We start from the raw sequence: 26,332 nt of genomic DNA on the forward strand, positions 1-26,332 counted from the left end.
GGGTCTAGCGGCGGAGGAATCACATGGCGATCGGGCTGAGCGAGGAGCATGAGGCGCTCCGCGAGTCGGTGACGGGATGGGCCGAGCGCAACATTCCCGTCGAGGTGGTACGCGGGGCCGTCGGCGATCTCAACGGCTCGGGCGTCGAGACGCGGCCCGCGTTCTGGGCGGGTCTCGCCGACCAGGGCCTGCTCGGCCTGCACATCCCCGAAGAGCACGGCGGCTCCGGCTACGGGCTGCTGGAGGCCGCGGTCGTGATCGAGGCCCTGGCCGAGCGCGTGGCGCCGGGGCCGTATGTGCCGACCGTGCTGGCGAGCGCCGCGATCCTCGGCTCGGACGGCAAGGCCCACGCCGAACTGCTGCCCGGCCTCGCCGGCGGATCGCTCACCGGGGCGGTCGCCCTCACGGGCTCGCTCACCGGCGTACGCGAGGACGGCGTTCTGACGATCAGCGGCGCCGCCGAGCCGGTGCTCGGCGCGGCCCTCGCCGACGTGCTCGTCCTGCCGGTCTCGACCGATCTCGGCGAGGAGTGGGTGGCGATCGACGCCGCCCAGGCCACGATCACCCCGATCAGGTCGCTCGACCTCACGCGAGGCGTCGCCAAGGTCGAGGTCCAGGGCCTGGCCGTACCGGCGGAGCGGGTCCTCGACGGGCTGGAAGGCCCCGGCGTGCTCAACCTGGCGGCGATCGTGCTCGGCGCCGACGCGACGGGCGTCGCGGCCTGGTGCGTGTCCGCCGCGGCCGACTACGCAAAGGTCCGCGTGCAGTTCGGCCGGCCGATCGGCCAGTTCCAGGGCATCAAGCACAAGCTCTCGCGGATGCTCGTGGCGCTGGAGCAGGCGCGGGCCACCGTCTGGGACGCCACCCGGGCCACGGGCGACGAGCTCGCCTACGCCTGTGCCATTGCGGGCGTAACCGCTCCCGACGCGGCCGTCCAGTGCGCCAAGGACGCCGTCCAGACCTTCGGCGGCATCGGTTACACCTTCGAGCACGAGGCCCACCTGTACTACCGCCGGGCGCTGACCGTCCGCGCGCTGCTCGGCCCGTCCGCCGAGTGGGCCGAGACCGTCGCCTCGCTCGCCCTGAACGGCGTGAGCCGTTCCACGGACATCGACCTGCCCGAGGAGTCGGAGCCGCTGCGCGCCGCCATCAGGGCCGAACTCGCCGAGATCGCCGCGCTGGAGGGCGTCGAGCAGAAGCGGGCACTCGCGGGCGCCGGGTTCGTCATGCCGCACCTCCCCAGGCCGTGGGGCAGGGACGCGTCGCCGCTTGAGCAGGTGCTCATCCATCAGGAGATCAGGGCGGCCAAGATCAAGCCACCGCAGATGATCATCGGTGCGTGGGTCGTGCCGTCCATCGTCTCGTACGGCACGCCGGACCAGCAGGAGCGTTTCCTGCCCGGCACGCTGAGCGGCGAGACGGTGTGGTGCCAGCTCTTCTCGGAGCCCGGCGCCGGCTCCGACCTCGCCTCGCTGCAGATGAAGGCGGAGAAGGTCGAGGGGGGCTGGAGGCTCAACGGCCAGAAGATCTGGACCTCGGTCGCGCACGTGGCCGAGTGGGGCATCTGCATCGCCCGCTCCGACGCCTCGAAGCCCAAGCACGACGGCATCACGTACTTCCTCGTCGACATGAAGGCGCCGGGTGTCACCGTGCGCCCGCTGACCGAGATGACGGGGGAGAACCTGTTCAACGAGGTCTTCCTCGACGACGTCTTCGTGCCCGACGACCTGGTCGTCGGCCAGGTGAACGAGGGCTGGCGGGTCGCCCGCAACACGCTGTCGAACGAGCGGGTGTCGTTGTCGGCGGGCTCCGGCGGCACCGGGGCCTCGGTGCCCGACCTGCTCGGCCTGGCCGGCCGCCTCGGCAGGGACCTGACCCCCGTCGAGCGGCAGCAGGTCGCGGCGGTGGTGTGCGAGGGGCACTCGATCAACGCGTTGTCGCTGCGCGTGACCCTCAAGCAGCTCGCCGGGTCCGAGCCCGGTGCCGACGCCTCGGTGCGCAAGCTGCTGTCCACGTCGCATGCACAGCACGTGTCGGAGACGGCCGTCGACCTGCTCGGCGCCGCCGCGGTCACCGCCGCCGACTGGAAACTCGGCGACGCCGGCTACTGGAACCGCGCAGTCCTCGCCACCCGCGCGATGACGATCTACGGCGGCACGACCGAGGTGCAGCTCAACATCATCGGTGAGCGCATGCTGGGCCTGCCGCGCGACCCCGAACCGGGCAAGTAGTCCATGCGGTGAAACGGGCCGGGCCGTACGGCGCCCGGCCCGGTCCGGCTCACGAGCCCTGGTCGATCACAATTTGCGCGAGCAGGCCTGCCGCGACGGTGTGCCGTTCTTCGGGACGCAGGGCCGCGTTGACGGCGGCACCGTCGATCAGTAGTTCCAGCTGGATGCCTGCCGTCACGGGATCGGGATGTCCGGCGGCGCGCAACTCGGCCTCGAGCATCTCGCGTCGGCGCTGCTTGTGGGCGCGAACCACGTCGTGCGCGGGGTGGCCGGGGTCGGCGAGCGTGAGATCGGCGTTGACGAAGCGGCAGCCGCGATATCCCGGTGCGTCCGGGAGCTTCTCGAGGAACGCGAAGAGCGCGCGCAACCGTTCGCGGGGGTCGTCTCCGCCGGCGGCCAGGGCGTCGGCGTAGATCTGCTCCATGCGCTCGCCCTCCTCCTTCAGCATCTCCGCGACGAGGCCGTCCTTGCCGCCGAAGTGCTGGTACAGCGAACGCCGGGCGACGTCCGCCGCAGTGAGGATGGCGTCGACTCCGACCTGCATGCCGTCGCGGTAGGTCAGCTCCTTCGCGGCGCACATGAGGCGGTCGCGCGGCCCGCCCGCCCTGGTCGCCTTCGCGATGCGTGTCGTTTCCACGACTTGACTATAGACCACTCGGTCTATCTATAGTGAATCGACCGATCGGTCTACTCTCGTGAGATGGGGAATGATCATGCGTATTCAGGGAGCAGTCGGGCTCGTCACCGGCGCGAACAGGGGAATCGGCCGGGCCTTCGCCCAGGCGCTGCTCGACCACGGCGCGGCGAAGGTCTACGCCGGCACCCGCGACCTCGGCGCCATCACGGATCCTCGGCTGACGCCCCTGCTGCTCGACGTCACCGACCCGGACCAGGTCGCGGCGGCAGCCGAACTCGCAGGAGACGCGCAGATCGTGATCAACAACGCGGGGGTGAGTTCGGCCGCGCAGCTGATCGACGGGCCTTTCGACGACGCGCGCAGAGCCATGGAGGTCAACTACTTCGGCACCTGGGCGGTCTCCCGCGCGTTCGCCCCGGTGCTCGCGAGCAACGGCGGCGGCGCGCTGGTCACCATGCTCTCCCTGGTCTCGTGGCGCCCGTTGCCGTTCGCGCCCGGTTATTCGGCCTCCAAGGCTGCGCAGTGGTCGCTGACCAACGCGTTGCGCCTCGCGCTCGCCGAGCAGGGGACGCTCGTCGTCGGTGTGCACTCCGGCTACGTCGACACCGACCTGAGCGCGTGGACGGACGCCCCGAAGATCACCACGGAGGACGTCGCCGCGCAGACCATGCAGGCGCTGCTCGACGGCCGTGACGAGGTGCTCGCCGACGAGGTCACCCGCAAGGTACGGGCCAGCCTCGCCGGCACGATCGAGGAGACCTACGCGGTGCCGATCAGCTAGGGACCTACGGCGCGATCCGCCCCGGCTTCGCGAGATGGTGTTCTCGTGAGGAGGCGCGCATGAGGAACGCGTTGGGTCAGGTGGGCACCGTGCTGCTGCTCGGCGGCCGAAGCGAGATCGGCCTGGCCGTCGTCGAGCGGCTGGTCCGCGACGGCGCCCGCGACGTCATGCTGGCCGCGCGCGGCGGAACGGCTCCCGCGGAGCGTCTCCGGGCGCTGGGGGCGCGGGTCCACGTGACCGACTTCGACGCGTCCCGCCCGGAGACCCACCCCGCGCTCGTCGAGGAGGCGGCGGCCCGGCTCGGCGACCTCGACGTCGTCGTCTCGGCTTTCGGGGTGCTGGGCCGCCAGGCCGACTACGACGCCGACCCGGTCGCCGCGGCCAGGGACGTCGCGGTCAACTTCGGCGGGCACGTGTCCGCCGGGCTGGCCGTGGCGGGCCGGCTGCGCGAGCAGGGCCACGGCACGCTCGTGGTGCTCTCGTCGGTCGCCGGCGTGCGGGTGCGCAAGGCCAACTTCGTGTACGGCTCGGCCAAGGCGGGCCTGGACGGCTTCGCCCAGGGGTTGGCGGACGCGATGCACGGCTCGGGCGCGAGGGTCGTGGTCGTCCGCCCGGGTTTCGTCATCGGGCGGATGACCGCGGGCCTGCCGCCGGCGCCCATGTCCGCGACCGTGGACGTCGTGGCCGACGCGATCGTCAAGGGCCTCCGGTCGGGCAGGCGCACGGTGTGGGCACCCCGGCGGATGCGGCCGGCGTTCGCCGTCATGCGCCTGCTGCCGCGTGCTATCTGGCGTCGCCTTCCTCGCTAGGTCCGGCCGGTGACGAGGCTGAGGCCGTACGCGGAGAGGATCTCGCCCACGGGCTGGAAATAGGTGGTGCCGCCGGAGGAGCAGTTGCCCGAGCCGCCGGAGGTCACGCCCTGAGCCTGGTCGCCGGTCACGAAGGAGCCGCCGGAGTCGCCGGGCTCGGCGCACACGTTGGTGCGGGTCAGCTCGTAGACGGTGCCCTGCGGGTAGGTGACGCTCGCGCCGCGCTGCTGCACGGTGCCGCAACGCCACCCGGTGGTGGAGCCGGACCGGCAGACGGAGGAGCCTTCGACGGCGGTGCTCGCGCCGTTGACCGTGAGGGTTCCTCCGCCGCTGATCACCCACGGCCGGGGCGTCCACTGGTCGTTGACGGCGACCCAGGAGTAGTCGTCGCCGGGGAAGGAAGACCCCCGGAAGGCGCCCTGGCTCACCTGGTTGAAGCCGGTCGTGGTGGTGCCCGCCAGCGCGCAGTGCCCGGCGCTCACGAACCCTCGCTCGGCGCCGCGAAGCACGGAGAAGCCGACCGAGCAGCGGGCCGAGCCTCCGATGTAATAGGCGTCGCCGCCGCGCAGGTCGTAATAGAGCCTGGGCGTCTCCGACGAGCGCTCCACCCGCACGAGCGAGACGTTCGCACCGCTGGCGTCCACGAACGCCTGCGCCTTCTCGGGCTGGGACGACAACACGACGACGCGGTTGGCGCGCACGTCGACGTACCAGACGGGGGTGCCCGCGGGCGCGTTGGGAGCGGCCTGGTCGAGGGCGTTCTTGGCGGCGTCGAGCGCGAAGAGCGGGTGGTCGACGACCTTCGGCTGCGCCCCGGCCTCGGTGACGACCTCGCTCTGTGAGGCGTCCGTCGTCGCCACGACGAGGGTCTCGGAGGCGAGCCCCGTGACCCACGCGCCCGCGAAGGAGTCGCCGAGCCGGGCGCGCAGCCGCGATTCGGTCGCACTCGCGCGCGACTCGTTGGCGAGGCGGGTCGTGGCCTGTCCGGCGGTCAGGCCGAGGTCGCGGGTCATCGCGTCGAGCATGGCGGGCGCGGGGTCGAAGGGCGCGCCGGCCGGCTCCTCAGACCGCGGACTCTGTGGCGGCGGGTCCGCGAAGGCGGGAGCCGCGAGTAGAACGCTCATCGTCAGGACGCATCCGGCGGCCGTCGTACGCCTGTGGGCCATGGTTCTCCTCTCGTCGAGGAGCCAGAATCTACCGGTGAGTGATCGCCTGAACACGCAAGCGCCGCCGTACCCGTGGTACGGCGGCGCCCGCGCGCGTGTCGCGCGTTCTGCCAGGTGGAACGGCAGGAGGGGGGTACTACGGGCGGGTCACGCCCAGGGAGTAGGAGCCCGAGCCGCTGTAGGCGTCGACGACGTAGCGGTAGTAGCCGGACGTGCCGGAGTAGGTGAGGGCCTCATCCGGGCCGGACGACGTGGAGCTGGCGACGTCGACCCAGGCCGAGCCGTTGTACTTCTGCAGGTAGAGGTCGAAGTCGACGCCGGTCGGGCCGTCGAGGCAGCCGCGGTGTGTGCCGGAGACGGTGCTCTGGTAGTAGCTGTTGTTGGGCTGGACGGCGGCGCCGCCGCTGCTCAGGCTGCCGGTGTAGGTCGACTGGTAACCGGTGCAGGTGCTGCCGCCACCGCCACCGCCGCCGCCGGAGGTCACGAGGGTCAGGCCGTACGTGGAGAGGATCTCGTTGACGGGCTGGAAGTAGGTGGTGCCGCCGGAGGAGCAGTTGCCCGAACCGCCGGAGGTGACGCCCTGGGCCTGGCTGCCCGAGATGAACGAGCCGCCGGAGTCGCCGGGCTCGGCGCAGACGTTGGTCCGCGTGACGCCGGAGACGGTGCCCTCCTGGTAGGTCACGCTGGTGTTGAGCTGCTGGACGGTGCCGCAGTGCCATCCGGTGGTGGAGCCGGAGCGGCAGATCGACGCGCCCACCTGGGCGACGGTGGAGCCGCTGACCGTGACGTTGCCGCCGCTGCCGTTGTTGACGTACGGCACGGACGTCCAGTTGCTGTTGACGGAGACCCAGGAGTAGTCGTTGCCCGGGAAGGACGAGCCCTGGAAGGTGCCCTGGGAGACCTGGTTGTAGCCGGTCGTGGAGTTGCCGGCCCGGCCGCAGTGCCCGGCGCTGACGAACCCGTTGGTGCTGCCACGGGTGATCGCGAAGCCGACCGAGCAGCGGGCGGAGTTGTTGATGTAGTAGGCGTCGCCGCCGCGGACGTTGTAGTACGTCCGGGGCTGCTCGCCGGACAGCTGGACACTGACGAGCGAGGAGTCGACGCCGCTGGCGGCGACGAACGCGTCGGCCTGCGCGGGCTGGGAGGTCAGGACGACGACGCGGTTGCTCCGCACGTCGACGTACCAGACGGGAGCGGTCTTGGGCGCCCTCGCGGAGTTCTTGTCGAGGGTCTCCTTGGCGGTGTTCAGCGAGGCCAGGGTGTTGTCGACGACCTTCGCCTGGGCGCCGGAGGCGGAGATGGAGGCGGCCTTGGAGGCGTCCGTCGTGGCCACCACCAGGGTGGAGGAGGTCTCGCCGGATAACCACGAGCCGGCGTAGGCGTCGCGGAGGTTCTTGCGCACCTTGGGCTCGATCGAGCCCAGGCGGGCCTCGTTGAGCAGCCGGGACTCGGCCTGCTCGGTGCTGAGGCGGAGGTCGCGCTTCATCGCGTCGAGCATGCCGGGCGGCGGCTTGACGGCGGAGGCGGACGGTGCGGTGGAGGCGCCGCGGTCGGCGGCCGCCATCGAGGGTGACGTCATCGCGGCGATGACGCCGATCACCAGAGCGCAGCCGGCGGTCACCGTGCGTCTGCGGAGCATGGGGTCTCCTCGGGGTCGGGGGGTGCCGTCAACGTAACCGAGCCCATGCCGCATGCGGATCTATCAGTTGACCCCTACCACCGGATTATGGGGCCGGGCTGAAACGTGGGTTTGCGACCAGCCAGTCGGCGTAGCGGCGGCTTCGCCGTACGGTGTCGGCGTGGGCGGCCCTGGCGTACTGCACCACCGAGGAGGCGACGCGGGCGGCGGCCGAGTCGTCGTGCCAGCCGAGCAGGTGCCGCCAGCGCAACGGAGCTCCGGCCAGCGGCATCATCACCAGGCCGGTGGTGAGCTGGAAGGTGGCCTGGCAGAGCGCGACGGCCTTGCCCGCCCCCACCAGGTGCAGGCAGGTGGCGACGTCGGTCTCGTAGATCGGCATGGGGACGAAACCCGCGCGGGCGCACGCCCCGGCGAAGCAGTCGGCGAAGCACCCGTCTCCGGGCGCGACCGCCCAGGTCTCCCCGGCGAGCCGGGACAGCTCCAGCTCGCCCTCCCCGGCGAGCGGATGGTCCTCGGCCACGAGCACGAAGACGGGGTCGGCGGCCACGGTGCTCCAGCTCATCGCGTCGGCCTGCGGGGGAGCGCTGTCGCCGCACGTGCCGATCAGCGCGAAGTCGAGCCGGCCCGCGGTCACGAGCGTGGTCAGCTCCTGCGCCGACCATGAGGTGCGGGTGGTCACCGGTGTGGCCGGATGGGCCGCGGTGAGCCGTTCGACGAGACCGCCGAGAATGGGGCCGTGCGTGGCGCCGAGTCGGTAGCCGGGCAGGTCGTCGGACTGGTTGGCGAACCTGACCGCGTCTTCCTGAAGTTCGCGGACGGCGGGCAGCAGCACCCGGGCCCGTGACAGCACCATCTCGCCGAGGGGGGTCGGCCGGGCGCCGTTGCGGTCGCGCTCGAAGAGGGGGCCACCGAGCGTCCGCTCGATGCGTTTCAGCTGGGCGGTGAGGGACGGCTGGGCCAGCCCGAGCCGGGTCGCGGCCTTGGTGACGCTGCCGGACTCGGCGACCGCGCGCACGATCTTGAGATGGCGGAGCTCCAGATCCATACCGGGAAACTACGACCGCTGTGGTATGGCCGCAATCCTGTTATGTCACGAAATCTGACTCAAATTCGTCGGGCATTTTCACATTGCACCGCGGCGATTATGAAGCCCGGGGAGTGCCGAGTTTGAAACGTGTTCTCGCGGCCTCCCTCCTCTCGATGTTGACCATGGTTGTGGGGTGTCGGAAGAAGAGAGAAAGGCGCAGGTGTAACACGTTGCAGTTTTGGGCGGCCCGGCCGTACAGTCGAATCATGCGGACCCGGGTCACCGACATGTTCGGGCTAGAGTTTCCGATCTTCGCGTTCAGTCACTGCCGGGACGTCGTCGCCGCGGTCAGCCGCGCGGGCGGCATGGGCGTGCTCGGCGCCCTGTACTTCACGCCGGAAGAGCTCGAGACGGAGCTCGCCTGGATCGACGAGCACGCCGGCGGCCGGCCGTACGGCGTCGACGTGGTGATGCCTGCCTCCTACGCCGGGTCGGACCTCGGCGTCGACTCTCCCGAGGAGCTCGTCGAGCGGTTGCGCACGATGATCCCCCCGGGGCACCGGGCGTTCGTCGACGACCTGCTCGCCCGGCACGACGTGCCGCCGCTGAGCGGAAACGATCCGGGCCGCGTGCTGCTCGGCTGGACCGACGCGACCGCCCGGCCGCAGGTGGAGGTGGCGCTGCGGCATCCGATCGCGCTGCTGGCCAACGCCCTCGGCCCGCCTCCCGCCGACGTCGTCGAGCTCGCGCACGCCAAGGGCGTCAAGGTCGCCGCCCTGGCGTCCACCCCGCGTCACGCCGTCAAGCAGGTGGCGGTCGGCGTGGACGTCGTCGTCGCCCAGGGAACCGAGGCGGGCGGGCACACCGGCGACATCTCCACCATGGTGCTGATCCCTCAGGTGGTCGACGCGGTGGACGTGCCCGTGCTCGCTGCGGGAGGCATCGGCACCGGACGCCAGATGGCCGCCGGCATGGCGCTCGGCGCGGAAGGGGTGTGGACGGGCTCGATCTGGCTCACCGTCGAGGAGGCCGACACGCCGGAGATGGCCAGGCGGCGCATCCTGGAGGCCACCTCGCGCGACACCGTGAGGTCGCGGAGCTGGACGGGGAAGCCCGCCCGGCTGCTCAAGAACGAGTGGACCGACGCGTGGGAGTCGGCCGAGTCGCCCGGTACGCTGCCGATGCCTCTGCAGTTCATGCTCGTGTCGGAGGCGTTGCGCCGCATCGGGTCGTCGGGCGCGGCCGAGCTCGCCACCTTCCCCGCCGGTCAGATCATCGGCGTGATGAACCAGGTCAAGCCGGCCAAGCAGGTGGTGTTCGAGATGGTCGAGGAGTACGTCGAGGCGATGGAGCGACTCGGCCGCATCACCGGCGGCTGATGCGAGCCCCTCCCGCGGCCCCGGAATAATGAATCACGCGAAACGGACGTGATCGGGGGGTGCGCTGACGATGGGCCAGCAGCGGGGGGAGGTGCCGCCGATCCGGGGCAACGTGCCGGGCTCCTACGCGGAGGGGGTCTTCCGCGACCGGCATCCGGTTCTCGTGCGGCAGGTCAGGGACGCGTTGCCGTACTCGCCCGACCGGCTGCAGGCGCTGGACCGGCTGCTGGAGGAGGCCATCGCCGACAAGATGCAGCCCCTCGACGCGTCGGCGCACGACTTCAGGACCTGGCTGTCGTGGGGGCGGCCCTATCTGCGCGGGCGGTGGACGGACGCGCCGTTCCTGTGGGCGGAGAGCTACTTCTACCGCAGGCTGCTGGAGGCCACGGGCTACTTCGACGACGGCCCGTGGCGGGGCGTCGACCCGTTCGAGCCGTTCAAGCGGGCCGAGCTCGCGGGAAGCGTCGTCGACGAGGAACTGGCGAGCCTGGACGCCGTGGCCGGCCTCCCCGGGCCGGAGAAGGAGACCGCGCTGCTGCTCGCGTCCCTGTGGGGCAACCGAGCCGACCTCACCTTCCAGGTCATGGGGGAGCTGGGGGAGGAGAAGTCGGCCGACCTGGTCGCCGACGACAGCGCGCTCCTGTGGTCGCTGCTCCACGACCGGCCTCCCGGCACGGTGTGCTTCGTCGCCGACAACGCCGGCCGCGAGTTGCTGCCCGACCTGGCGCTGATCGACCATCTCCTCACCAGGAGGCTGGCCACGGAGATCGTGCTGCACGTCAAGCCGCAGCCGTACTTCGTGTCCGACGCCACTCCGGCGGACGTGCTTGCCGCCCTCGACCGCATGACGGCCGCACCCGGGCAGGCAGGCAAGGCGGGGGCGCGGCTGCGGCAGGCGCTGCGGTCGGGACGTCTCACGCTGCGCACGCATCCGTTCGCCTGCGCCCCCCTGCCGTACGCCGACATGCCGGACAGCCTGCGCGACGAGTTCGCCTCCGCGGCGCTGACCGTCACCAAGGGCGACCTCAACTACCGCAGGCTCGTCGGGGACCGCATGTGGCCGACCGACACCCCGTTCTCCGAGGTCACCGCATACTTCCCGGGGCCGGTCGTGGCCCTGCGCACGCTCAAGTCCGAGGTGCTCGTCGGCGTGGACGCCCGTACGTCGGCCGCCCTGGACGCCACCGGCGACGCGTGGCGCACCACGGGCACCCGCGCGCTCATCCAGGGCCGCGCGTAGGCGGCCGGCCTCGGTCCGACGGTGGTCACGATGTAGCGCGCCCGTGTCAGAGCGAGAGGTCGGTTTCGAGGGCGGCGGTGCGGAGGGCGTCGGCGAGGCGGGCGGCGGGTTCTGGGAGTGGGCGGGGGAGGTGGGCGAGCAGGATGCGTCGTTGTTCGGCGGGGCCGCCCCGGACGGGCAGGACGCGCACTCCTGGTGGCATCGCGGGGGCGAGGGCGGGGGGGACGGTGGTGATGCCGAAGCCGGCGGCGACGAGGTGGAGTTTGGCGAGCCAGTCGCGGGCGGTGTGCGCGATGTGGGGGCGTTCGTCCAGGCCGGGCCAGACGCCCATCACGCGTTCCTGACCGGTGCCGGCTATCCAGCGTTGGCCGTGCAGGTCGGCGACGTCGATCGCCTCGCCGCGGGCGAGCGGGTGGGTCTCGGGCACGGCGATGCGCAGGCCGCGTTCGGTGAGCGTGCGCAGGACCAGGGCGGGGGTCTCCTTGTCGGGTGGGCGGAACGGTGGGGCGGAGGCCAGCAGCGCCAGGTCGATGGTGCCGGCGCGCAGCGCGCGGACCAGGGCGGGGGTGCTGCCTTCGCGGGTGGTCACGGTGATAGTGGGGTGGGTGCGGCGCAGGGCGGTCAGTGCGGTGGGCAGTAGCCAGGCGCCGGCGCTGGTGAACCAGCCGAGCCGGACGGTGGCGTGCTCGTCGGGCAGGCCGGCCAGTTCCCGTGCGGTGGCGTCGAGCTGGTCGATGACGGTGGCGGCGCGGCGCAGGACGATCTGCCCGGCGGGGGTCAGCCGCACACCGTCGTGGCGGCGGTGCAGCAGCGGTGTTCCGGCCGCGCGTTCCAGCGAGGCGATCTGGCGGGACACCGCGGACTGGGTGTAGCCGAGCGCGGTGGCGGCCGCGGTGAGCGTGCCGTGCTCGGCCACCTCGCGGAACACCCGCAGCGCGGTGAGTGAGGCATCGGTGAAGGCCATGACGATTACACATACTAGGGGTGAGTCATTCTCGCTGGTGGAATGGCTTTAGCGGTTCCTAGCCTGGGCGTATGAGCTTGATACGAACTCCTTTCGGATTCGCCAGCACGGCGGCCGAGGTCGCCGCGGGCATCGATCTGGCGGGGCGTCGCGCCGTGGTGACCGGGGCGTCCTCGGGCATCGGCGTGGAGACGTCGCGGGCGCTGGCCGCCGCCGGCGCCGAGGTCACCCTGGCCGTGCGCGACACCGCCGCGGGGCAGCGCGTCGCCGCCGACATCGCGTCCTCCACCGGCAATCCGGCCGTGCGGGTCTCGGCGCTGGATCTGGCCGACCTGGCGTCGGTCGCGGCGTTCACCGCGTCCTGGGACGGGCCGTTGCACATCCTGGTCAACAACGCCGGTGTGATGGCCTGCCCCGAGCAGTACACGCCGGAGGGCTGGGAGCTGCAGTTCGCCACCAACCACCTGGGGCATTTCGCGCTGGCGACCGGGTTGCACGCGGCGCTGGCGGCCGACGGGGCGGCGCGCATCGTGGTGGTCAGTTCCACCGGCCACCAGAGGTCCCCGGTGGTGTTCGACGATGTGAGCTTCGCCTTCCGCCCCTACGATCCGTGGCTGGCCTACGGGCAGTCCAAGACGGCCAACGTGCTGTTCGCGGTCGAGGCGACCCGCCGCTGGGCCGGCGACGGGATCACCGCGAACGCGTTGATGCCCGGCGCGATCTACACGGGTCTGCAGCGCCACACCGGTGGCCGTGGCAGCGGGCGCGTTCCGCCGGAGCTGATGAAGACCGTCGAGCAGGGCGCGGCCACCTCTGTGCTGCTGGCGACCTCGCCGCTGCTGGAAGGCGTCGGCGGCCGGTACTTCGTCGACTGCAACCAGACCCAGACCATCGACCGCCGCGGCGACGCGCCGCTCCTGCACGGCGTGGCCCGCTACGCCCTGGACCCCGACGGCGCCCAGCGGCTGTGGGAGCTGTCGCAGACCCTGCTCGGCCGTACTCAGGAGGCATCATGACCACCACACCGAAAGTCGCCCTGATCACCGGCGCCACCCAGGGACTCGGCCTGGCGCTGGCCGAAGGGCTCGCCCAGCGCCTGTCGCCGCAGGACACCGTCTACCTGACCGGACGGAACCTGGACCGGGTCAATCACGCTGTGGACGCGGCGCCGGGCGGCGGCGCCCAGGTGCGCGGCGAGCTCCTGGACGTGGCCGACCCGCACGCCGCCGGCCAGCTCGCCGAGCGGCTGCAGAAGCGGCACGGCGGCGTGGACGTCGTGTTCGGCAACGCCGTCATGCGGGTCGGGCCCGACGACGACCCGCGCAAGATCGCCACCGAGTACGCCGAGGTCAACAACTTCGGCACCACCCGCCTGCTGCGGGCGTTCGCGCCGCTGCTGCGCGAGGGCGGACGGCTCATCGTCGTGGCCAGCTCGCTCGGCACGCTGCACTACCTGGCGCCGGTGCTGCACGACCGCTTCGACGGCCTGACATCGCTGGACGACGTCGACGAGCAGGTCGCGGTCTGGCGGGACGCCGTCGCCGACGGATCCGCCCGCGGCGGCGCCTGGCCCGGCTTCGTCAACATCCCTTCCAAGATCGGCCAGGTCGCCGCCGTCCGTGCCCTCGCCCACCAGCGCCGCGAACGCGACACCGCACGGGGCGTCCTGCTCGCCGCGGTCTGCCCCGGGATGATGAACACCCCGACATCCGGCATGTGGTGGGACGTCAGCGACGCCCGCAGCCCCGCGGACGCCGCCGTCCCCCTTCTCGATCTCGCCCTGGGTCCCGTCGCCCCCGGCCACTACGGGCAGCTCGTCCGCAACGGCAGCGTCCTGCCTTGGAAGCCCGGGGACTGACCCGGGCGCGAGTAGCAGCGATGGGACTTGCCGGTCCATTTTTGTCGCGTGACAGTGGGACCTGTATGTGCCAGGCGAGCCGTACCGCAAGGTGTGTCCTTGACGGCGCGATCGGTTTCGGTGACGGCGGCGGCTACTCGCCGCGATAGACGGCCGGGCGTTTCTCCCGGAACGCCAGGGAGCCCTCCTTGGCGTCCTCGGAGCCGATGACCGGCCAGCCGATCGTGTCCGACACCGCGAGGGCCTCTTCCTCGGCCATGCCGAGGGTCTCGCGGTAGGTCCGCAGGATCGCCTGCACGGCGAGCGGGCCGCAGGCCGCGATCTCGTCGGCCGTCTCGCGGGCCGCTTCGAGCGCCTTGCCGTCCGGGACGATCCGGTTGACCAGGCCCATCGACAGCGCCTCCTGGGCGGTGATCGCCCGCCCGGTCAGCAGGATGTCCATCGCGAACGCGTACGGGATCTGACGCGGCAGCCGTACGGCGCTGCCGCCCATCGGGAACAGCGCCCGCCGCGCCTCGAAGAGGCCGAGGGTCGCCGACTCGGCCACGATCCGCAGGTCGGTGCCGACGAGCAGCTCCGTCCCCCCGGCCACCGCGTAGCCCTCCACCGCGCAGACGATCGGCTTGGACGGCAGCGCGCCCGCCCCGCGGAGCAGGCCCTTCCAGTGGAAGTCGGGGATCTCCTGGGCACGCCGCACGACCCGCGGGTCCTGTGAGGGCGTGCCCATCGCCTTGAGGTCGGCGCCGGCGCAGAACGTGCCTCCCGCGCCCGTCAGGACGCCGACCCGTACGTCCGGCTCGGCGGAGATGTACGCCCAGGCGTCGGCCAGCCCGACCAGCATGTCCATGGACAGGGCGTTCCTGGCCTCCGGCCGGTCCATCGTGACCACGACGACGTGGCCGTCGCGCTCGATCCGGCAGTGCGGGGTGCTCAGAGGCAGGAGCTCCATGGACGCCCTCCAATTGGTCAAGCGATTGCTCGTCAGGGTCGGCCGGGTTAGTCTGCGAACACGAACTAGAACAGATTCTTGTTCGCAATGCCCCAGTAATTCCAGGACTTGTCGGCAGAACGAGAACGTGCTTCACTGCGGCGGTCCGGGGGTGCGTGTACGGAATCGGACGAGGGAGTTCCGATGGGCTCGCTGGGTTTTTGGAGGCTGGCGCAGGCGGATCCCGGCTGGATCGCGGCGGTGGATCCGGACGGCACCGAACACACGGCGGGGGAGCTGCTGTCGCGGGCCAACCGGCTCGTGCACGGTCTGCGCGAACTCGGCCTGAAGCCCGGCGACGGCATCTGCGGGCTGATGCCCAACGGCGCCGACGGGCTCACGCTCTATCTGGCCGCCCTGCAGGCGGGGTGGTACTACACCCCGGTCAACTGGCACCTGACCGGCCCCGAGATCGCCTACATCGTCGCCGACAGCGAGGCGAAGGCGTTCTTCGTGCACGAGCGCTACGCCGTCGAAGGGGCCAGAGGCGCCGAGGCCGTCGAGTCGCGGTTCTCCTTCGGGGCGATCGACGGGTTCCGCCCGGTCGCCGACCTCACCGAGGGCCGTTCCGACGCCCTCCCCGAGGGCCGTACGGCCGGCGCGACCATGCACTACACCTCGGGCACGACCGGCAGGCCCAAGGGGGTGCGGCGGCCGTTGACCGGGCTCGACCCGGACGACGCGGCCGAGCTCATGACGTCGCTGCTGAGGTTGTTCGGCATCACGCCCGGCCGGCCCAACGCCCACCTGGTGACCTCGCCCAACTACCACACCGCCGTCACGCAGTTCGGCGGCACGGCCCTGCACATGGGCCACACGCTCGTCTACATGGACAGGTGGGACGCGGAGGAGACGCTCCAGCTCTGTGAGAGACACGGCGTGACCAACTCGCACATGGTGCCGACGCAGTTCAAGCGGCTGCTCGCGCTGCCGGACGACGTCAGGTCGCGATACGACCTGTCCTCGCTGCGGTGGATGATCCACGCCGCCGCGCCCTGCCCGGTCCCGGTCAAATGGGCGATGTTCGACTGGTGGGGCGACTGCATCTACGAGTACTACGCGGCCACCGAGGGCGGCGGCACCATCGCCACCCCGGAGGGCTGGAAGAAGCACCCCGGCACGGTCGGCACCGCCTGGCCGATGAGCGAGCTGCTCATCGTCGACGATGACAACGAACCCGTCCCCGCGGGCACCCCCGGCACGGTCTACATGAAGATGGGCGCCATCCAGTTCGAGTACAAGGGCGACCCGGCCAAGACCGCCGCGAGCAGACTCCGGGACTATTTCACGGTCGGCGACATCGGCTACCTCAACGACGAGGGCTACCTGTTCCTCTGCGACCGCAAGGCCGACATGATCATCTCGGGCGGCACGAACATCTACCCGGCCGAGATCGAAAACGAGCTGATGGTGCATCCCAAGGTCGCCGACGCCGCCGTCTTCGGCATCCCCGACGACGACTGGGGCGAGCAGATCAAGGCCGTCGTCGAACCCATGCCCGGGTCGCCGCCCGGCCCCGAGCTCGCCGCGGAGATCCTCGCGTCGCTCGAGGGGCGGCTGGCGCGGATGAAATGGCCCAAGTCGATCGACTTCATCGAGGTCATGCCGCGTGAGCCCAACGGCAAGCTCCTCAAGCGCAAGCTCCGTGACCCCTACTGGGAGGGCCGTGACCGTGCCATCTGAGCCCCTGGTCGCCGAGCACGCGCTCGAGTTCCCCGGTGGATACACGCGGACGACGGGACCGGTGATCGGGCGCTTCCTCACCGAGCTGCGCGAGGGCCGCATCGTCGGGGTGCGCACGGCCGAGGGGCGCGTGCTCGTGCCGCCGCTGGAGTACGACCCGGACACGGGCGAGCCGGTGACCGGCGAGTTCGTCGAGGTCGGCCCCGCGGGCACCGTGACCGGCTGGGCGTGGGTGGCCTCCCCCCGCAAGGACCATCCGCTGGACCGGCCGTTCGCCTGGGCGCTCATCAAGCTCGACGGCGCGGACACGGCCCTGGTGCACGCGGTCGCCGCCGACTCGGTGAAGGCGATGCGGCCCGGCATGCGGGTCCGGCCACGTTTCCGGGGCGAGCGCGTCGGCCACATCACCGACATTGCGTGCTTCGTGCCTGAGGTCACCACCATGCGGGCGCCGATCCGCACCGAATATCGCGTCCAGCCTGGCCGCTCGCTCAGCCGGTTCCTCGAGGGCATCCGCGACGGCGTCTTCCTCGGCGGGCGTTGCACACGCTGCGACAAGGTCTACGTGCCGTTCCGCACCTCGTGCCCCTCCTGCGGTTCGGCCATCTCCGAGGAGGTCGAGGTGCCCGACACCGGCACAGTGACCACCTTCGCGATCAACAACCTGCCCGACCCCCGCGCGCCCGAGGTGCCGTTCGTGTCGGCCTACATCCTGCTCGACGGCACGGACGTCCCCATGATCGCGCTCGTGGGCGGCGTGCCCGCCCACGAGGTACGGCAGGGCATGCGTGTGAAGGCCGTCTGGGTATCTCCCGAGGAGCGCACGTTGTCGATGGCCAACGTCCGATGGTTCGCCCCCACGGGCGAGCCGGACGCGGAGCTGGGAGGGCCTCATGCGTGAGGTGGCGGTCGTCGCGTTCGCTCAGACCGTGCACACCGGCCACGACGAGGGGCTGGCCGAGTTCGAGCTGGTGCACCCCCTGGTGCAGGAGATCAAGGAGAGGTCGGGACTGCCGAGCTTCGGGTTCACCTGCTCGGGCAGCTGCGACTACCTGGCGGGGGCGCCGTTCTCGTTCGTCTCCGCGCTGGACTCCCTCGGCGCCTGGCCGCCCATCTCCGAGAGCCACGTCGAGATGGACGCGGCCTGGGCGTTGTACGAGGCCTGGGTGCGGCTTCAGCACGGCGACGTCGACTCCGCGCTGGTCTACGGCTTCGGCAAGTCGTCCCTGGGCGACCTGCGGGAGATCATGACCCTGCAGCTCGACCCGTACTACCTGGCGCCGCTCGGCCTCGACCAGGTGTCGTTCGCCGCCCTCCAGGCCGGCGCGTACGGCGCGGACCGAGGCGAGCTCGACGCGATCGTCCGGCGGAGCAGGGCCGACGGCAGAGGCAACCCCTTCGCCCTGGACCTGCCCGACCCCTCGGGCGAGGAGTTCGAGGTGGCGCCGCTGCGGCCGTACGACGTGGCGCCGATCACCGACGGCGCCGCTGCGGTGGTGCTGGCGGCGGGCGACCTCGCGCGCGAGCTGGCCGAGCGGCCCGCCTGGATCACGGGCATCGCCCACCGGATCGAGCCCCACTATCTGGGCATGCGCGACCTCACGCGCTCGCCGTCCGCCGAGGCCGCCGCACGGGCGGCGGGGGTGGGGAAGGGCCCAGTAGACGTGGCCGAACTGCACGCGCAGTTCAGCCATGAGGAGCTCATCCTGCGGGAGGCGCTGGAGCTGCCCGCGGGCACGGTGGTGAACCCCTCGGGCGGGCCGTTGGCGGCCAACCCCGTCATGGCGACCGGGCTGATCCGCATCGGTGAGGCGGCGGCCTGGATCCTCGACGGAAGCGCGAGCCGTACCGTCGCCCACGCCTCCTCCGGCCCCTGCCTCCAGCACAACCTCGTCACCGTCCTCCAAGCCGATTGGGTGTGATGACCTCTGGGCCCCCCAGACCTCCCCCCTGGGCCCCCAACCCCCACTGGGCGTGATCATGCAGAAGTTCGCGATCATGCCCCGCGACCTGCGGAGACGCCGGTCGTGATCATGCAGAAGTTCGACGATGTCCGCGCTGAACTGGGAAAACGCAAATCGTGATCATGCAATAGAGGTGTTGCCGTGGCTCACCGTTGTGCCGTCATCGGCGTCGGCCAGACGCGATATCAGACCAAGCGGGCCGACGTGTCCATCGCCGGCCTGGTCAGGGAGGCCGCCCTGCGCGCGCTGGAGGACGCGGAACTGACGTTCAAGGACATCGACGCCGTGGTGATCGGCAAGGCGCCCGACCTGTTCGAGGGCGTCATGATGCCCGAGGCGTACCTCGCGGACGCGCTGGGTGCGGCGGGCAAGCCGATGACGCGCGTGCACACGGCGGGCTCGGTCGGCGGGTCGACGGCGCTCGTCGGGGCCTCGCTCATCCAGGGAGGCGTGCACGAACGCGTGCTCGTGGTCGCCTTCGAGAAGCAGTCGGAGTCGAACGCGACCTGGGCGCTTTCCACGCATCTGCCGTTCAACGCCTCGCTGGTCGTCGGGGCCGGCGGATACTTCGCGCCGCACATCCGCGAGTACATGCGCAGGTCGGCCGCGCCCGACCACATCGGGATCCTCGTCGCGGTCAAGGACCGGCAGAACGCGCTGAAGAACCCCTACGCCCACCTGAGGATCCCCGGCATCGACCGCCGGATGGTCGAGGCGACCCCGATGTTGTGGGAGCCGATCCGCTACCTGGAGACCTGCCCGTCGTCGGACGGCGCCTGCGCGATTGTGCTGGCCGCGGAGCACAAGGTGACCGGGACGCCCGCATGGGTGCACGGCGCCGCGATGCGGTCCGAGCCGATGTCCCGGGCGGATCGCGACACGGTGAGCCCCCAGGCGGGCAAGGACTGCGCGGCCGACGTCTACCGCCAGGCGGGCGTCACCGACCCGCGCCGCGAGATCGACGTGGCCGAGGTGTACGTGCCCTTCTCCTGGTATGAGCCGATGTGGCTGGAGAATCTCGGTTTCGCCGCCGAGGGCGAGGGCTGGAAGCTCACGGAGGCCGGCAGCACCGCGCTCGACGGCGACATCCCGTGGAACGCCTCGGGCGGCGTGCTGTCGTCCAACCCCATCGGGGCCTCCGGGCTGATCCGCTTCGCGGAGGCGGCGTTGCAGGTCAGAGGCATGGCCGGCGAACACCAGGTCGACGGAGCCCGCAGGGCCCTCGGCCACGCCTACGGCGGAGGGGCGCAGTTCTTCGCCATGTGGATCGTCGGAGCGAGCAAACCCTGACAGACCCGGCCCCGAATGGGAGGTCCTCGTATATGGAGTTCAACCACGCCGACCTGTTCGAAGGCTTCGCGGACACGATCGGGGACCGGGTCGCCGTCGTCTGCGGCGACGAACGCATGACCTACGCCGAACTCGACGCCCAGGCCAACCGGCTCGCGCACCACCTCGCCGCCAATGGAGTACGGCCAGGCCGCCATGTGGGGATTCAGCTCTACAACGGCCTGGAGTACATCACCGCGCTCCTGGCCGCGCTGAAGATCCGGGCCGTACCCATCAATGTGAACTACCGCTACGTCGAGGCCGAACTCGTCTATCTCTACCGCGACTCCGACATCGTGGCGCTGGTGTTCGACGTCGAGTTCGACGCCAGGGTCGCCGCCGCCCGCCGCGAGGCTCCCGCGCTGCGCCACCTCATCGCCGTCGGCGGCGACTCCGCCGTCCCGGAGGCCGTGCCGTACGGCCAGGCATTGGACGGGCAACCGGCGACGCGGGGATTCGAGCCGCGGACGGGGGAGGACGTCTACATCATCTATACCGGCGGGACGACCGGCATGCCCAAGGGTGTGATGTGGCGGGTCGAGGACCTCTTCATCGCGTTCGGCGGCGGCAACCCGTACGGCGCGCCGCTGGCGACGCCCGAGGCGGTCATCGAGCAGGCTCGCGCGGCCTCCCCGATCGTCATGATGGCGGCGCCCCCGCTCATGCACGGCGCGGCCCAGATGGGCACGTTTCTGTGCTGGTGCATGGGCTCGACCATGGTCTACGTGCGCAGATTCGACCCGGTCGCGGTGTTGCGGGCGATCGAGCGCGAGCGGGTCGTCAGCGTCAACATCACGGGTGACGCGATGGCCCGGCCGCTGGCCGAGGAGATCGCCACAGGGTCGTACGACCTGTCGTCGCTGGTCGTCGTCAGCTCGACGGGGGCGATCCTGAGCGGCTCGGTGCGGGCGCGGCTGCAGGAGTTGCTCCCCAATTCGATGATCACGGACAGCTTCGGGTCGACGGAGTCCGGATTCACGGCATCGGGAGTCGCCGGCTCGTCGCCGGAGGCCGGTCTCAAATACCAGCCCAACGCCCATGCGGGCATCGCCGTACTCGACGACAAGCTCAGGCCGGTCGAACCGGGCTCAGAGATCATGGGGATGGTCGCCAGGAGCGGGCACATCGCGTTCGGGTACTACAACGACCCGGACAAGACCGCGCGCACGTTCGTGACGGACGGGGACGGCACCAAATGGTTGCTGACGGGCGATCTGGCCATGGTGGAGGAGGACGGAACGATCCGGATGTTCGGCCGGGGCTCGCAATGCATCAACACCGGCGGGGAGAAGGTCTTCCCCGAAGAGGTCGAAGCCGTGCTCAAGGGCCATCCGTCGGTCTTCGACGCCGTCGTCACCGGGATCCCCGATGAGCGGTGGGGCTCCCGGGTCGCGGCCGTCGTCCAGCCGTACGAGGGAACCGCGCCGACGTGGGAGGAACTGGACGCCCACTGCCGGGCACGGTTGTCGGGATACAAGGTGCCGCGGGCGTACGCGTTCGTGGACGAGGTCATGCGTTCCCCGGCGGGCAAAGCCGATTACCGATGGGCCAAGGAGGTGGCCCAGTCCGCGACCCCGCAGTCCGCGACCCCCAGTCCGCGTGATCATGCAGAAGTTCGGGATCAGTAGCGCTGACCTGCACCGACTTTGGCCGTGATCATGCAGAAGTTCGAGCAGTGGTCGGCTGACGTGGGAAGACCCTGGGCGTGATCATGCAGCAGTTCGACGGTGGGCGGTGTGACGTGCGCAAACGCAATTCGTGATCATGCAGAAAGGGGTGGTGTGCCCCTATGGCCAGTGCCGACGCGCTTGCTGATCATGCAATGCCATCTCGGGGTGCTTTTTCGCGATAAAAGCGCATAATCGCCGATTGCATGATCACGAAGTTTGTATTGCCAGTTCGGAAGGCATCCCATCGAACTTCTGCATGATCACGGTTGGCGTTCACGCTGGTTGTGCCGCCTGTCCGCGAACTTCTGCATGATCACGCCCAGGGTTTGCCCACGTCCGCCGCCTGCTCGCGAAGTTCTGCATGATCACCGCCAGGGGGTTGCCCCATGGCGTCGCACACCCCAAATCGCGGCACGCTTGATAAATCGCGGCACCCTCGATTCGCTTCCCGGGGGTGGTGTGTCACTTGGGGTTGTGGGCGAAGGCGGCCACCGCTCCGAGGCCGATGTACACGAGGCCGCTGCCGATGTCCAGGCGACGGTGTGCCCGAGCCGAACGGCGCAGCCGCCCGGCGAGGGCGGAGGACACCAGGGCGTAGCTTCCGTCGCTGGCCAGGCCCAGCACGATCCAGATAAGCCCCAGCAGCAGAATCTGTGGTGCGATCGGCCCCCGGGCCGGGTCGGCGAACTGCGGCAGGAACGCCATGAAGAAGATCGCCGTCTTGGGGTTGAGCACGTTCACGACGAATCCCTCGCCGATCAGCCGGGACCGGCTCGCGACCGGCACCTCGATCGGGCCCTCGTCGTCCGCACGCGACATCAGCTTCCGTACGCCGAGATAGACCAGATAGGCCGCGCCCAGATATTTGACGACGGAGAACGCGACCGCCGACGCCGCCAGCAGCGCGCTGATGCCGAGCGCGGCGGCGGCCACGTGCACCAGCGAGCCCGCGTGCACGCCGAGCACCGAAACCAGCCCCGCCGTACGGCCCTGGGCGACGCTGCGGGTCACGATGTACAGGACCGCGGGCCCCGGCACGATGAGCAGGGCGAGGGTCGCGGCCGCGAACAGGGCGAGCGTCGTCATCGCAGGCATGGTTGCGATGGTACGAAGCGACCCTCGCCCAAAGCATCCCTATTTGCAGGGACACGGTCGCAGAGTGCGCCCATTCATCCGGTGATGCGCCCGTGGATCAGCCCGGCCAGTGTGGCGTGCACCTCCTCCAGCGGCTGCTCGGGGTGCAGCGCCCGCCGTTCGATCGCGACCGTCAGGACCATGCCGAAGATCGCGGTCGCCGCCGTGCCGGTGTCGAGGCCCTCTCTGAGCTCGCCCGCCGCGACGGCCTCGTCGAGAACGCCCTGGTAGACCCCGAGTGCTCCCTCCCGCAGCCCGGCCACGACCTCCTGCCAGGCCGTACGCCACATCTCGGCGACCAGTACACGGGCGAACGGCCCGTACTCGTCGAAGAACCGCAGCTGCGCGAGGACCACCGCGTCGAGGGCGGCGACTCCGGGCCGGGGCGCCGCCGCTGCCGCCCCCGACAGCGCATCCGTGAGCTGCCCGACGCCGTGCGCGAGCAGGCTGGAGAACAGGCCCTCCTTGCTGCCGAAGTTGTAGAACACGGTGCCTTTGGCGACTCCCGCCCGTTCGGCGATGGCGTCGACCGTCGTGGCCGTGAACCCCTGCTCGGCGATCAGCTCCACCGCCGCGCGGTAGACCTTCCGCCGTGTCTCGCCCCGCCGTCCCCCCGGTTCGGCCGGGGTCGTGGCCGTCACAGCGCCAGCTCCGGCTTGAGGCGCGCGACCGACCAGGTGCGCCCCTTCCGTACGGCCAGCATGGTGACAGTCAGGCCCAGCGCGACGAACGCGGACAAGACGCCACATGCCTGCCAGACGACGGTCAGGTCGCCGCCACTGATCAGCCGTCGCATTCCCGCGACCACCCAGCTCATCGGAAGCCATGGCGAGATGGCCTGGAAGAACCCGGGCGAGGTCTCGATGGGATAGGTGCCTGCCGCCGAGGTGAGCTGGAGCATCAGCAGGGCCAGTACGGCGACGCGTCCGGGCGGGCCGGCCAGCGCGTTCACCGCCTGGACGACGGCGATGAACGCCGCGGCCGTCAGCACGAGGAACGCGGCTACCCCCACCCAGTGCTCGGCCGTCAGCCCGAGGCCCAGCCGCAGCACGCCGAGCAACACCGCGACCTGCAACGCGCCCATCGCGACCCCCGGCGCCCAGCCGGCGAGAGCCGTACGCCACGCGGGTGCCGAACCCGCGACGAGCCGCGGGTTCACCGGGCGCAACACCATGTAGGTGACCATCGCGCCCACCCACAACGCCAGCGGAACGAAGAACGGGGCGAACCCCGTGCCGTAGTTGGGTACCGCGTCGTCGACGCGCGTGTCGAGCCGCACCGGGTCGCTCATCATGTCCGTACGGCTGTCGCGTTCGGCGGTGCCGTACGCGGGGATCTGGGCTGCGCCGTCGCTGAGCCCCGAGGCGAGGTCGCCTGAGCCGTCGGTCAGCTTGACCAGGCCGCTGTCGAGCTTGCCCGCGCCGTCGTGCAGCTTGCCGATGCCGGTGTCGAGCCGGCCTGCTCCCGACGACAACGTGCCGAGACCGGTGTCGAGCGTGCCGGCTCCGTTGTCGAGCCTGCTTAGGCCGGCCGACAGGGAGCGTGCGCCCTCGTGCAGCGTGCCGAGCCCCCCGGCCAGGGAGGTGGCGCCGTCGAGCGCCTCGCCCGTGCCGCGGTGCAGGGACGCGGCGCCGTCGGAGAGCTGCTTGAGCCCGTGGTCGAGGTCGTTGAACTGGTCCCTGGCGTCGTCGAGCCGGCTGCCCAGGGTGGGAGCGGCGTCCGCGAGCTGCCGGGCGTCGGCGGCGAGTGCGCGCGCCTGGGCGGCGAGGTCGCGTAGTTCCTGCGAGTCGGATTGGTCTGCCTTGTCCGCCAGCCGGTCGGCGGCGTCGGCCACGTGGAGCGCAGTGCTCTGGATCCGCTTGCCGTTCGCGGTCAGGACCGGGGCATAGGTGTCGGCGGCCTTGTTGACGGTGGGGGACAACGCGTGCACCTGGTCATAGGCCTGCCGGTTTCCCTCGGCGAGCGCGGCCGCACCCTTGTCGAGCGCGGAGACCCCCGTGCGGAGGTCGGTCGCGCCCCTGCCGGCCGTAGCCAGGCCGGTGGTGAGGTCGGCCGCGCCGCGGCCGGCGTCGCCGAGCCCGCTCGCGAGGGTCTGCGACCCGTCGTGGAGCCTGGCCGCGCCGGCCGAGATGTCGCCGGCGGCGTCCTCGGCGTCGGACAGGCCGTGATGCAGGGACGCCGCGCCGTCGTGGGCGGAGACCGCGCCGTCGTGCAGCCGCCCCGCGCCGTCGGCGGCCTTGGCCGTCTGGTCGTGCAGGTCGCCGAAGGACAGGAAGATCTGGTCCAGGTAGCCGTGCACCGCGGTCTGCGCCGCCGCCTCCTTCACCTCCTGGAACACCGAGTCGGAGATGGTGCCGACGATGTAACTGCGCCCGGTGTCCACGCGCACCCCCAGCGCGGCCGGGGTCGGCGTGCCGTCGCCCGACGGCGAGGCGAGGTCGGCGCTGAAATCGCGCGGGATGGTGAGCGAAAGGTAATACGCGCCGTCCCCGACGCCCTGGGCGGCCTGCGTCGCGTTCACGTCGTGCCAGGCGAACACGTCGCGCCGCTTGAGTTCGTCGGCCAGATCCCGGCCCGCGTCGACCGTCTTCCCGGCGACCGTCGCCGGCCGGTCCTCGACGACGAGCGCCACCGGGAGGTGCTTCAGATTGCCCTGCGGGTTCCAGAACGACCACAGGTAGAGGCCGGCGTAAAGCAGCGGCAGCGTGATCACGCCGACCAGCGCGACCCTGGTGAGCCGTGAGCGGGTGAAACGGCGCAGCTCCAGCAGCCGGGTCATCGCTCCTCCTCGCTCACACCGAGAGTGACGACAGTGTCAGCCGCCCAGGCGGCGTCCCGGGCGTCCGTGCAGGTCGCGACGACGGTGAGGCCCTCGCCCGCCAGTTCGTGCAGGGTGCGCCACAAGCGTCTGCGCGGCAGCTCCGGCAACCCCTGGTCGGCGTCGTCGACCACGAGGAGGTGAGGCTCGTCGAGCAGTGCCAGGGCGATCCCGAGCCGCACTGCCTGGTCGCGGGTGAGCCGCCGGGCCAGCGTGCGGTCCCCCTCGGGCAGGTCGGACAGGTCGAGACCCGCGTGGCTGAACGCCGTACGTGCGAGGTCCCTGCGGCGGCGGTACGCCAGGCGTTCGTTGAGGTGCTCCCGCACCGACAGGCCCTCGTCGAAGGGATTGACCTCGGTGAGCAACCCCAGCGCGGCCAGCCGCTGGATCGGGCGGCGTGCCGTCTTGCCGTCCACCGCGAGCGTGCCCCCGGTCGGCTTCATCCGTCCCGCGAGCGTCAGCAGCAGGCTCGTCCTGCCGCTTCCCGCCGCCCCCTCCACCACGGTGAGGCTGCCGGGGACGGCGGTGAGGGAGACGTCGCGGTAGACCCAGCCGTGCGGGCCTTTGAGGGAGAGCCGGTCGGCGCGCACGCGGGCGCCGGTGAATGCCGCGTCGCTCGCGGCGTTCGGGACAGCCATCGTTCAATCCTTTTGAACTGACCAGTCGGTACAAATTTGAGCCTACAAGCCGATCAGTCCCGAATCGTCATCAAACAACGTGATTTCGACAACACGACACGGCGAGGTGGCGATCGCGCAGGCCCCCCGCCTTGGAGTCGATCACACGTGTCACGCGCGACCTGGCGGTGATCATGCAGAAGTTCGGCAGGGTGTGCCCGGGCCTGCGCGGACGCGAGTCGTGATCATGCAGAAGTTCGGGGACTCGGCCCTTTGCCTGCGAAAACTCGATTCGTGATCATGCAGTAAATCGCCGCCCCCTGTGTCGGCCTGCGCATTCCCCTTGCGTGATCATGCATGTCACCGGTTCGCCTCCGCCCTGTGCCTGGGCGTGTCAT

Annotated in this window: 22 protein-coding genes; 12 read left to right on the top strand and 10 right to left on the bottom strand. The window is 70.9% G+C overall.

Features of this window, described 5'->3' with window-relative positions:
* The first annotated feature begins 23 nt into the window (after positions 1-23).
* Positions 24-2,231 carry an acyl-CoA dehydrogenase family protein gene (locus Pth03_RS08685; protein ID WP_203943602.1) on the top strand — a complete coding sequence of 736 codons (2,208 nt, stop codon included), beginning with the start codon at positions 24-26 and terminating at the stop codon, positions 2,229-2,231.
* 49 nt (positions 2,232-2,280) lie between these two features.
* On the opposite strand, the gene Pth03_RS08690 is transcribed toward Pth03_RS08685, so the two are convergent.
* Positions 2,281-2,868, bottom strand: coding sequence for a TetR/AcrR family transcriptional regulator (locus Pth03_RS08690; RefSeq protein ID WP_203943603.1), 588 nt, complete (start codon positions 2,866-2,868; stop codon positions 2,281-2,283).
* A gap of 76 nt (positions 2,869-2,944) precedes the next feature.
* Here Pth03_RS08690 and Pth03_RS08695 point away from each other — a divergent pair, with 76 nt between their 5' ends.
* Complete coding sequence (locus tag Pth03_RS08695; protein WP_203943604.1) at positions 2,945-3,649, top strand: SDR family oxidoreductase; 705 nt, start codon at positions 2,945-2,947, stop codon at positions 3,647-3,649.
* Between the two features lie 59 nt (positions 3,650-3,708).
* A complete protein-coding gene (dprE2, locus tag Pth03_RS08700; RefSeq protein WP_203943605.1) occupies positions 3,709-4,458 on the top strand; it encodes a decaprenylphospho-beta-D-erythro-pentofuranosid-2-ulose 2-reductase in 750 nt (249 codons plus the stop codon).
* Here the strand turns inward: dprE2 and Pth03_RS08705 are convergent.
* From Pth03_RS08705 to Pth03_RS08715, 3 genes are all read right to left on the bottom strand, one after another.
* Complete coding sequence (locus Pth03_RS08705) at positions 4,455-5,624, bottom strand: S1 family peptidase (protein ID WP_239118862.1); 1,170 nt, start codon at positions 5,622-5,624, stop codon at positions 4,455-4,457. The two genes, dprE2 and Pth03_RS08705, sit on opposite strands and share 4 nt — an antisense overlap.
* A gap of 136 nt (positions 5,625-5,760) precedes the next feature.
* Complete coding sequence (locus Pth03_RS08710) at positions 5,761-7,263, bottom strand: S1 family peptidase (protein WP_203943606.1); 1,503 nt, start codon at positions 7,261-7,263, stop codon at positions 5,761-5,763.
* 85 nt (positions 7,264-7,348) lie between these two features.
* A complete protein-coding gene (locus Pth03_RS08715) occupies positions 7,349-8,308 on the bottom strand; it encodes a LysR family transcriptional regulator (RefSeq protein WP_203943607.1) in 960 nt (319 codons plus the stop codon).
* A 248-nt stretch (positions 8,309-8,556) separates the two neighbouring features.
* Here Pth03_RS08715 and Pth03_RS08720 point away from each other — a divergent pair, with 248 nt between their 5' ends.
* A complete protein-coding gene (locus Pth03_RS08720; protein WP_203943608.1) occupies positions 8,557-9,669 on the top strand; it encodes an NAD(P)H-dependent flavin oxidoreductase in 1,113 nt (370 codons plus the stop codon).
* A gap of 70 nt (positions 9,670-9,739) precedes the next feature.
* Positions 9,740-10,909, top strand: a complete 1,170-nt coding sequence (locus Pth03_RS08725) for a damage-control phosphatase ARMT1 family protein (RefSeq protein ID WP_203943609.1) — start codon at positions 9,740-9,742, stop codon at positions 10,907-10,909.
* A gap of 46 nt (positions 10,910-10,955) precedes the next feature.
* On the opposite strand, the gene Pth03_RS08730 is transcribed toward Pth03_RS08725, so the two are convergent.
* Positions 10,956-11,873: a LysR family transcriptional regulator gene (locus Pth03_RS08730; protein ID WP_203943610.1), complete on the bottom strand. Its 918-nt coding sequence runs from the start codon at positions 11,871-11,873 to the stop codon at positions 10,956-10,958.
* Between the two features lie 71 nt (positions 11,874-11,944).
* Between Pth03_RS08730 and Pth03_RS08735 the strand changes: the two genes are divergently transcribed.
* A complete protein-coding gene (locus Pth03_RS08735; RefSeq protein ID WP_203943611.1) occupies positions 11,945-12,889 on the top strand; it encodes an SDR family NAD(P)-dependent oxidoreductase in 945 nt (314 codons plus the stop codon).
* Positions 12,886-13,731 carry an SDR family NAD(P)-dependent oxidoreductase gene (locus Pth03_RS08740; RefSeq protein ID WP_203943612.1) on the top strand — a complete coding sequence of 282 codons (846 nt, stop codon included), beginning with the start codon at positions 12,886-12,888 and terminating at the stop codon, positions 13,729-13,731. Before Pth03_RS08735 ends, Pth03_RS08740 begins: the two co-directional genes overlap by 4 nt.
* A 133-nt stretch (positions 13,732-13,864) precedes the next feature.
* Here the strand turns inward: Pth03_RS08740 and Pth03_RS08745 are convergent, their stop codons facing one another.
* The gene (locus Pth03_RS08745) at positions 13,865-14,680 is read right to left on the bottom strand and encodes a crotonase/enoyl-CoA hydratase family protein (protein ID WP_203943613.1); all 816 of its coding nucleotides are present in this window, start codon (positions 14,678-14,680) and stop codon (positions 13,865-13,867) included.
* 183 nt (positions 14,681-14,863) lie between these two features.
* Here Pth03_RS08745 and Pth03_RS08750 point away from each other — a divergent pair, with 183 nt between their 5' ends.
* The 5 genes from Pth03_RS08750 (at position 14,864) to Pth03_RS08770 (ending at position 21,323) form a co-directional block, all read left to right on the top strand.
* Positions 14,864-16,402 carry an acyl-CoA synthetase gene (locus Pth03_RS08750; protein WP_203943614.1) on the top strand — a complete coding sequence of 513 codons (1,539 nt, stop codon included), beginning with the start codon at positions 14,864-14,866 and terminating at the stop codon, positions 16,400-16,402.
* The gene (locus Pth03_RS08755; protein WP_373318513.1) at positions 16,392-17,303 is read left to right on the top strand and encodes a Zn-ribbon domain-containing OB-fold protein; all 912 of its coding nucleotides are present in this window, start codon (positions 16,392-16,394) and stop codon (positions 17,301-17,303) included. Before Pth03_RS08750 ends, Pth03_RS08755 begins: the two co-directional genes overlap by 11 nt.
* Entirely contained in the window at positions 17,296-18,324 is a 1,029-nt protein-coding gene (locus Pth03_RS08760) for a thiolase family protein (protein ID WP_203943615.1), read from the top strand. The genes Pth03_RS08755 and Pth03_RS08760 overlap by 8 nt, the downstream gene beginning before the upstream one ends.
* A 183-nt stretch (positions 18,325-18,507) precedes the next feature.
* Complete coding sequence (locus Pth03_RS08765) at positions 18,508-19,656, top strand: thiolase family protein (protein ID WP_203943616.1); 1,149 nt, start codon at positions 18,508-18,510, stop codon at positions 19,654-19,656.
* Positions 19,657-19,688: 32 nt separating this feature from the next.
* The gene (locus Pth03_RS08770) at positions 19,689-21,323 is read left to right on the top strand and encodes an acyl-CoA synthetase (RefSeq protein ID WP_203943617.1); all 1,635 of its coding nucleotides are present in this window, start codon (positions 19,689-19,691) and stop codon (positions 21,321-21,323) included.
* Positions 21,324-21,827: 504 nt separating this feature from the next.
* Here Pth03_RS08770 and Pth03_RS08775 read toward each other — a convergent pair.
* The 4 genes from Pth03_RS08775 to Pth03_RS08790 form a co-directional block, all read right to left on the bottom strand.
* Positions 21,828-22,460 carry a LysE family translocator gene (locus Pth03_RS08775; RefSeq protein WP_203943618.1) on the bottom strand — a complete coding sequence of 211 codons (633 nt, stop codon included), beginning with the start codon at positions 22,458-22,460 and terminating at the stop codon, positions 21,828-21,830.
* A gap of 74 nt (positions 22,461-22,534) precedes the next feature.
* Complete coding sequence (locus Pth03_RS08780; RefSeq protein WP_239118864.1) at positions 22,535-23,140, bottom strand: TetR/AcrR family transcriptional regulator; 606 nt, start codon at positions 23,138-23,140, stop codon at positions 22,535-22,537.
* Positions 23,137-25,278, bottom strand: a complete 2,142-nt coding sequence (locus tag Pth03_RS08785; protein ID WP_203943620.1) for a YhgE/Pip family protein — start codon at positions 25,276-25,278, stop codon at positions 23,137-23,139. The genes Pth03_RS08780 and Pth03_RS08785 overlap by 4 nt, the downstream gene beginning before the upstream one ends.
* Positions 25,275-25,955, bottom strand: coding sequence for an ABC transporter ATP-binding protein (locus Pth03_RS08790; protein ID WP_203943621.1), 681 nt, complete (start codon positions 25,953-25,955; stop codon positions 25,275-25,277). The genes Pth03_RS08785 and Pth03_RS08790 overlap by 4 nt, the downstream gene beginning before the upstream one ends.
* Positions 25,956-26,332: the final 377 nt, after the last annotated feature.

This window comes from Planotetraspora thailandica, assembly GCF_016863335.1.
Lineage (GTDB): Bacteria > Actinomycetota > Actinomycetes > Streptosporangiales > Streptosporangiaceae > Planotetraspora > Planotetraspora thailandica.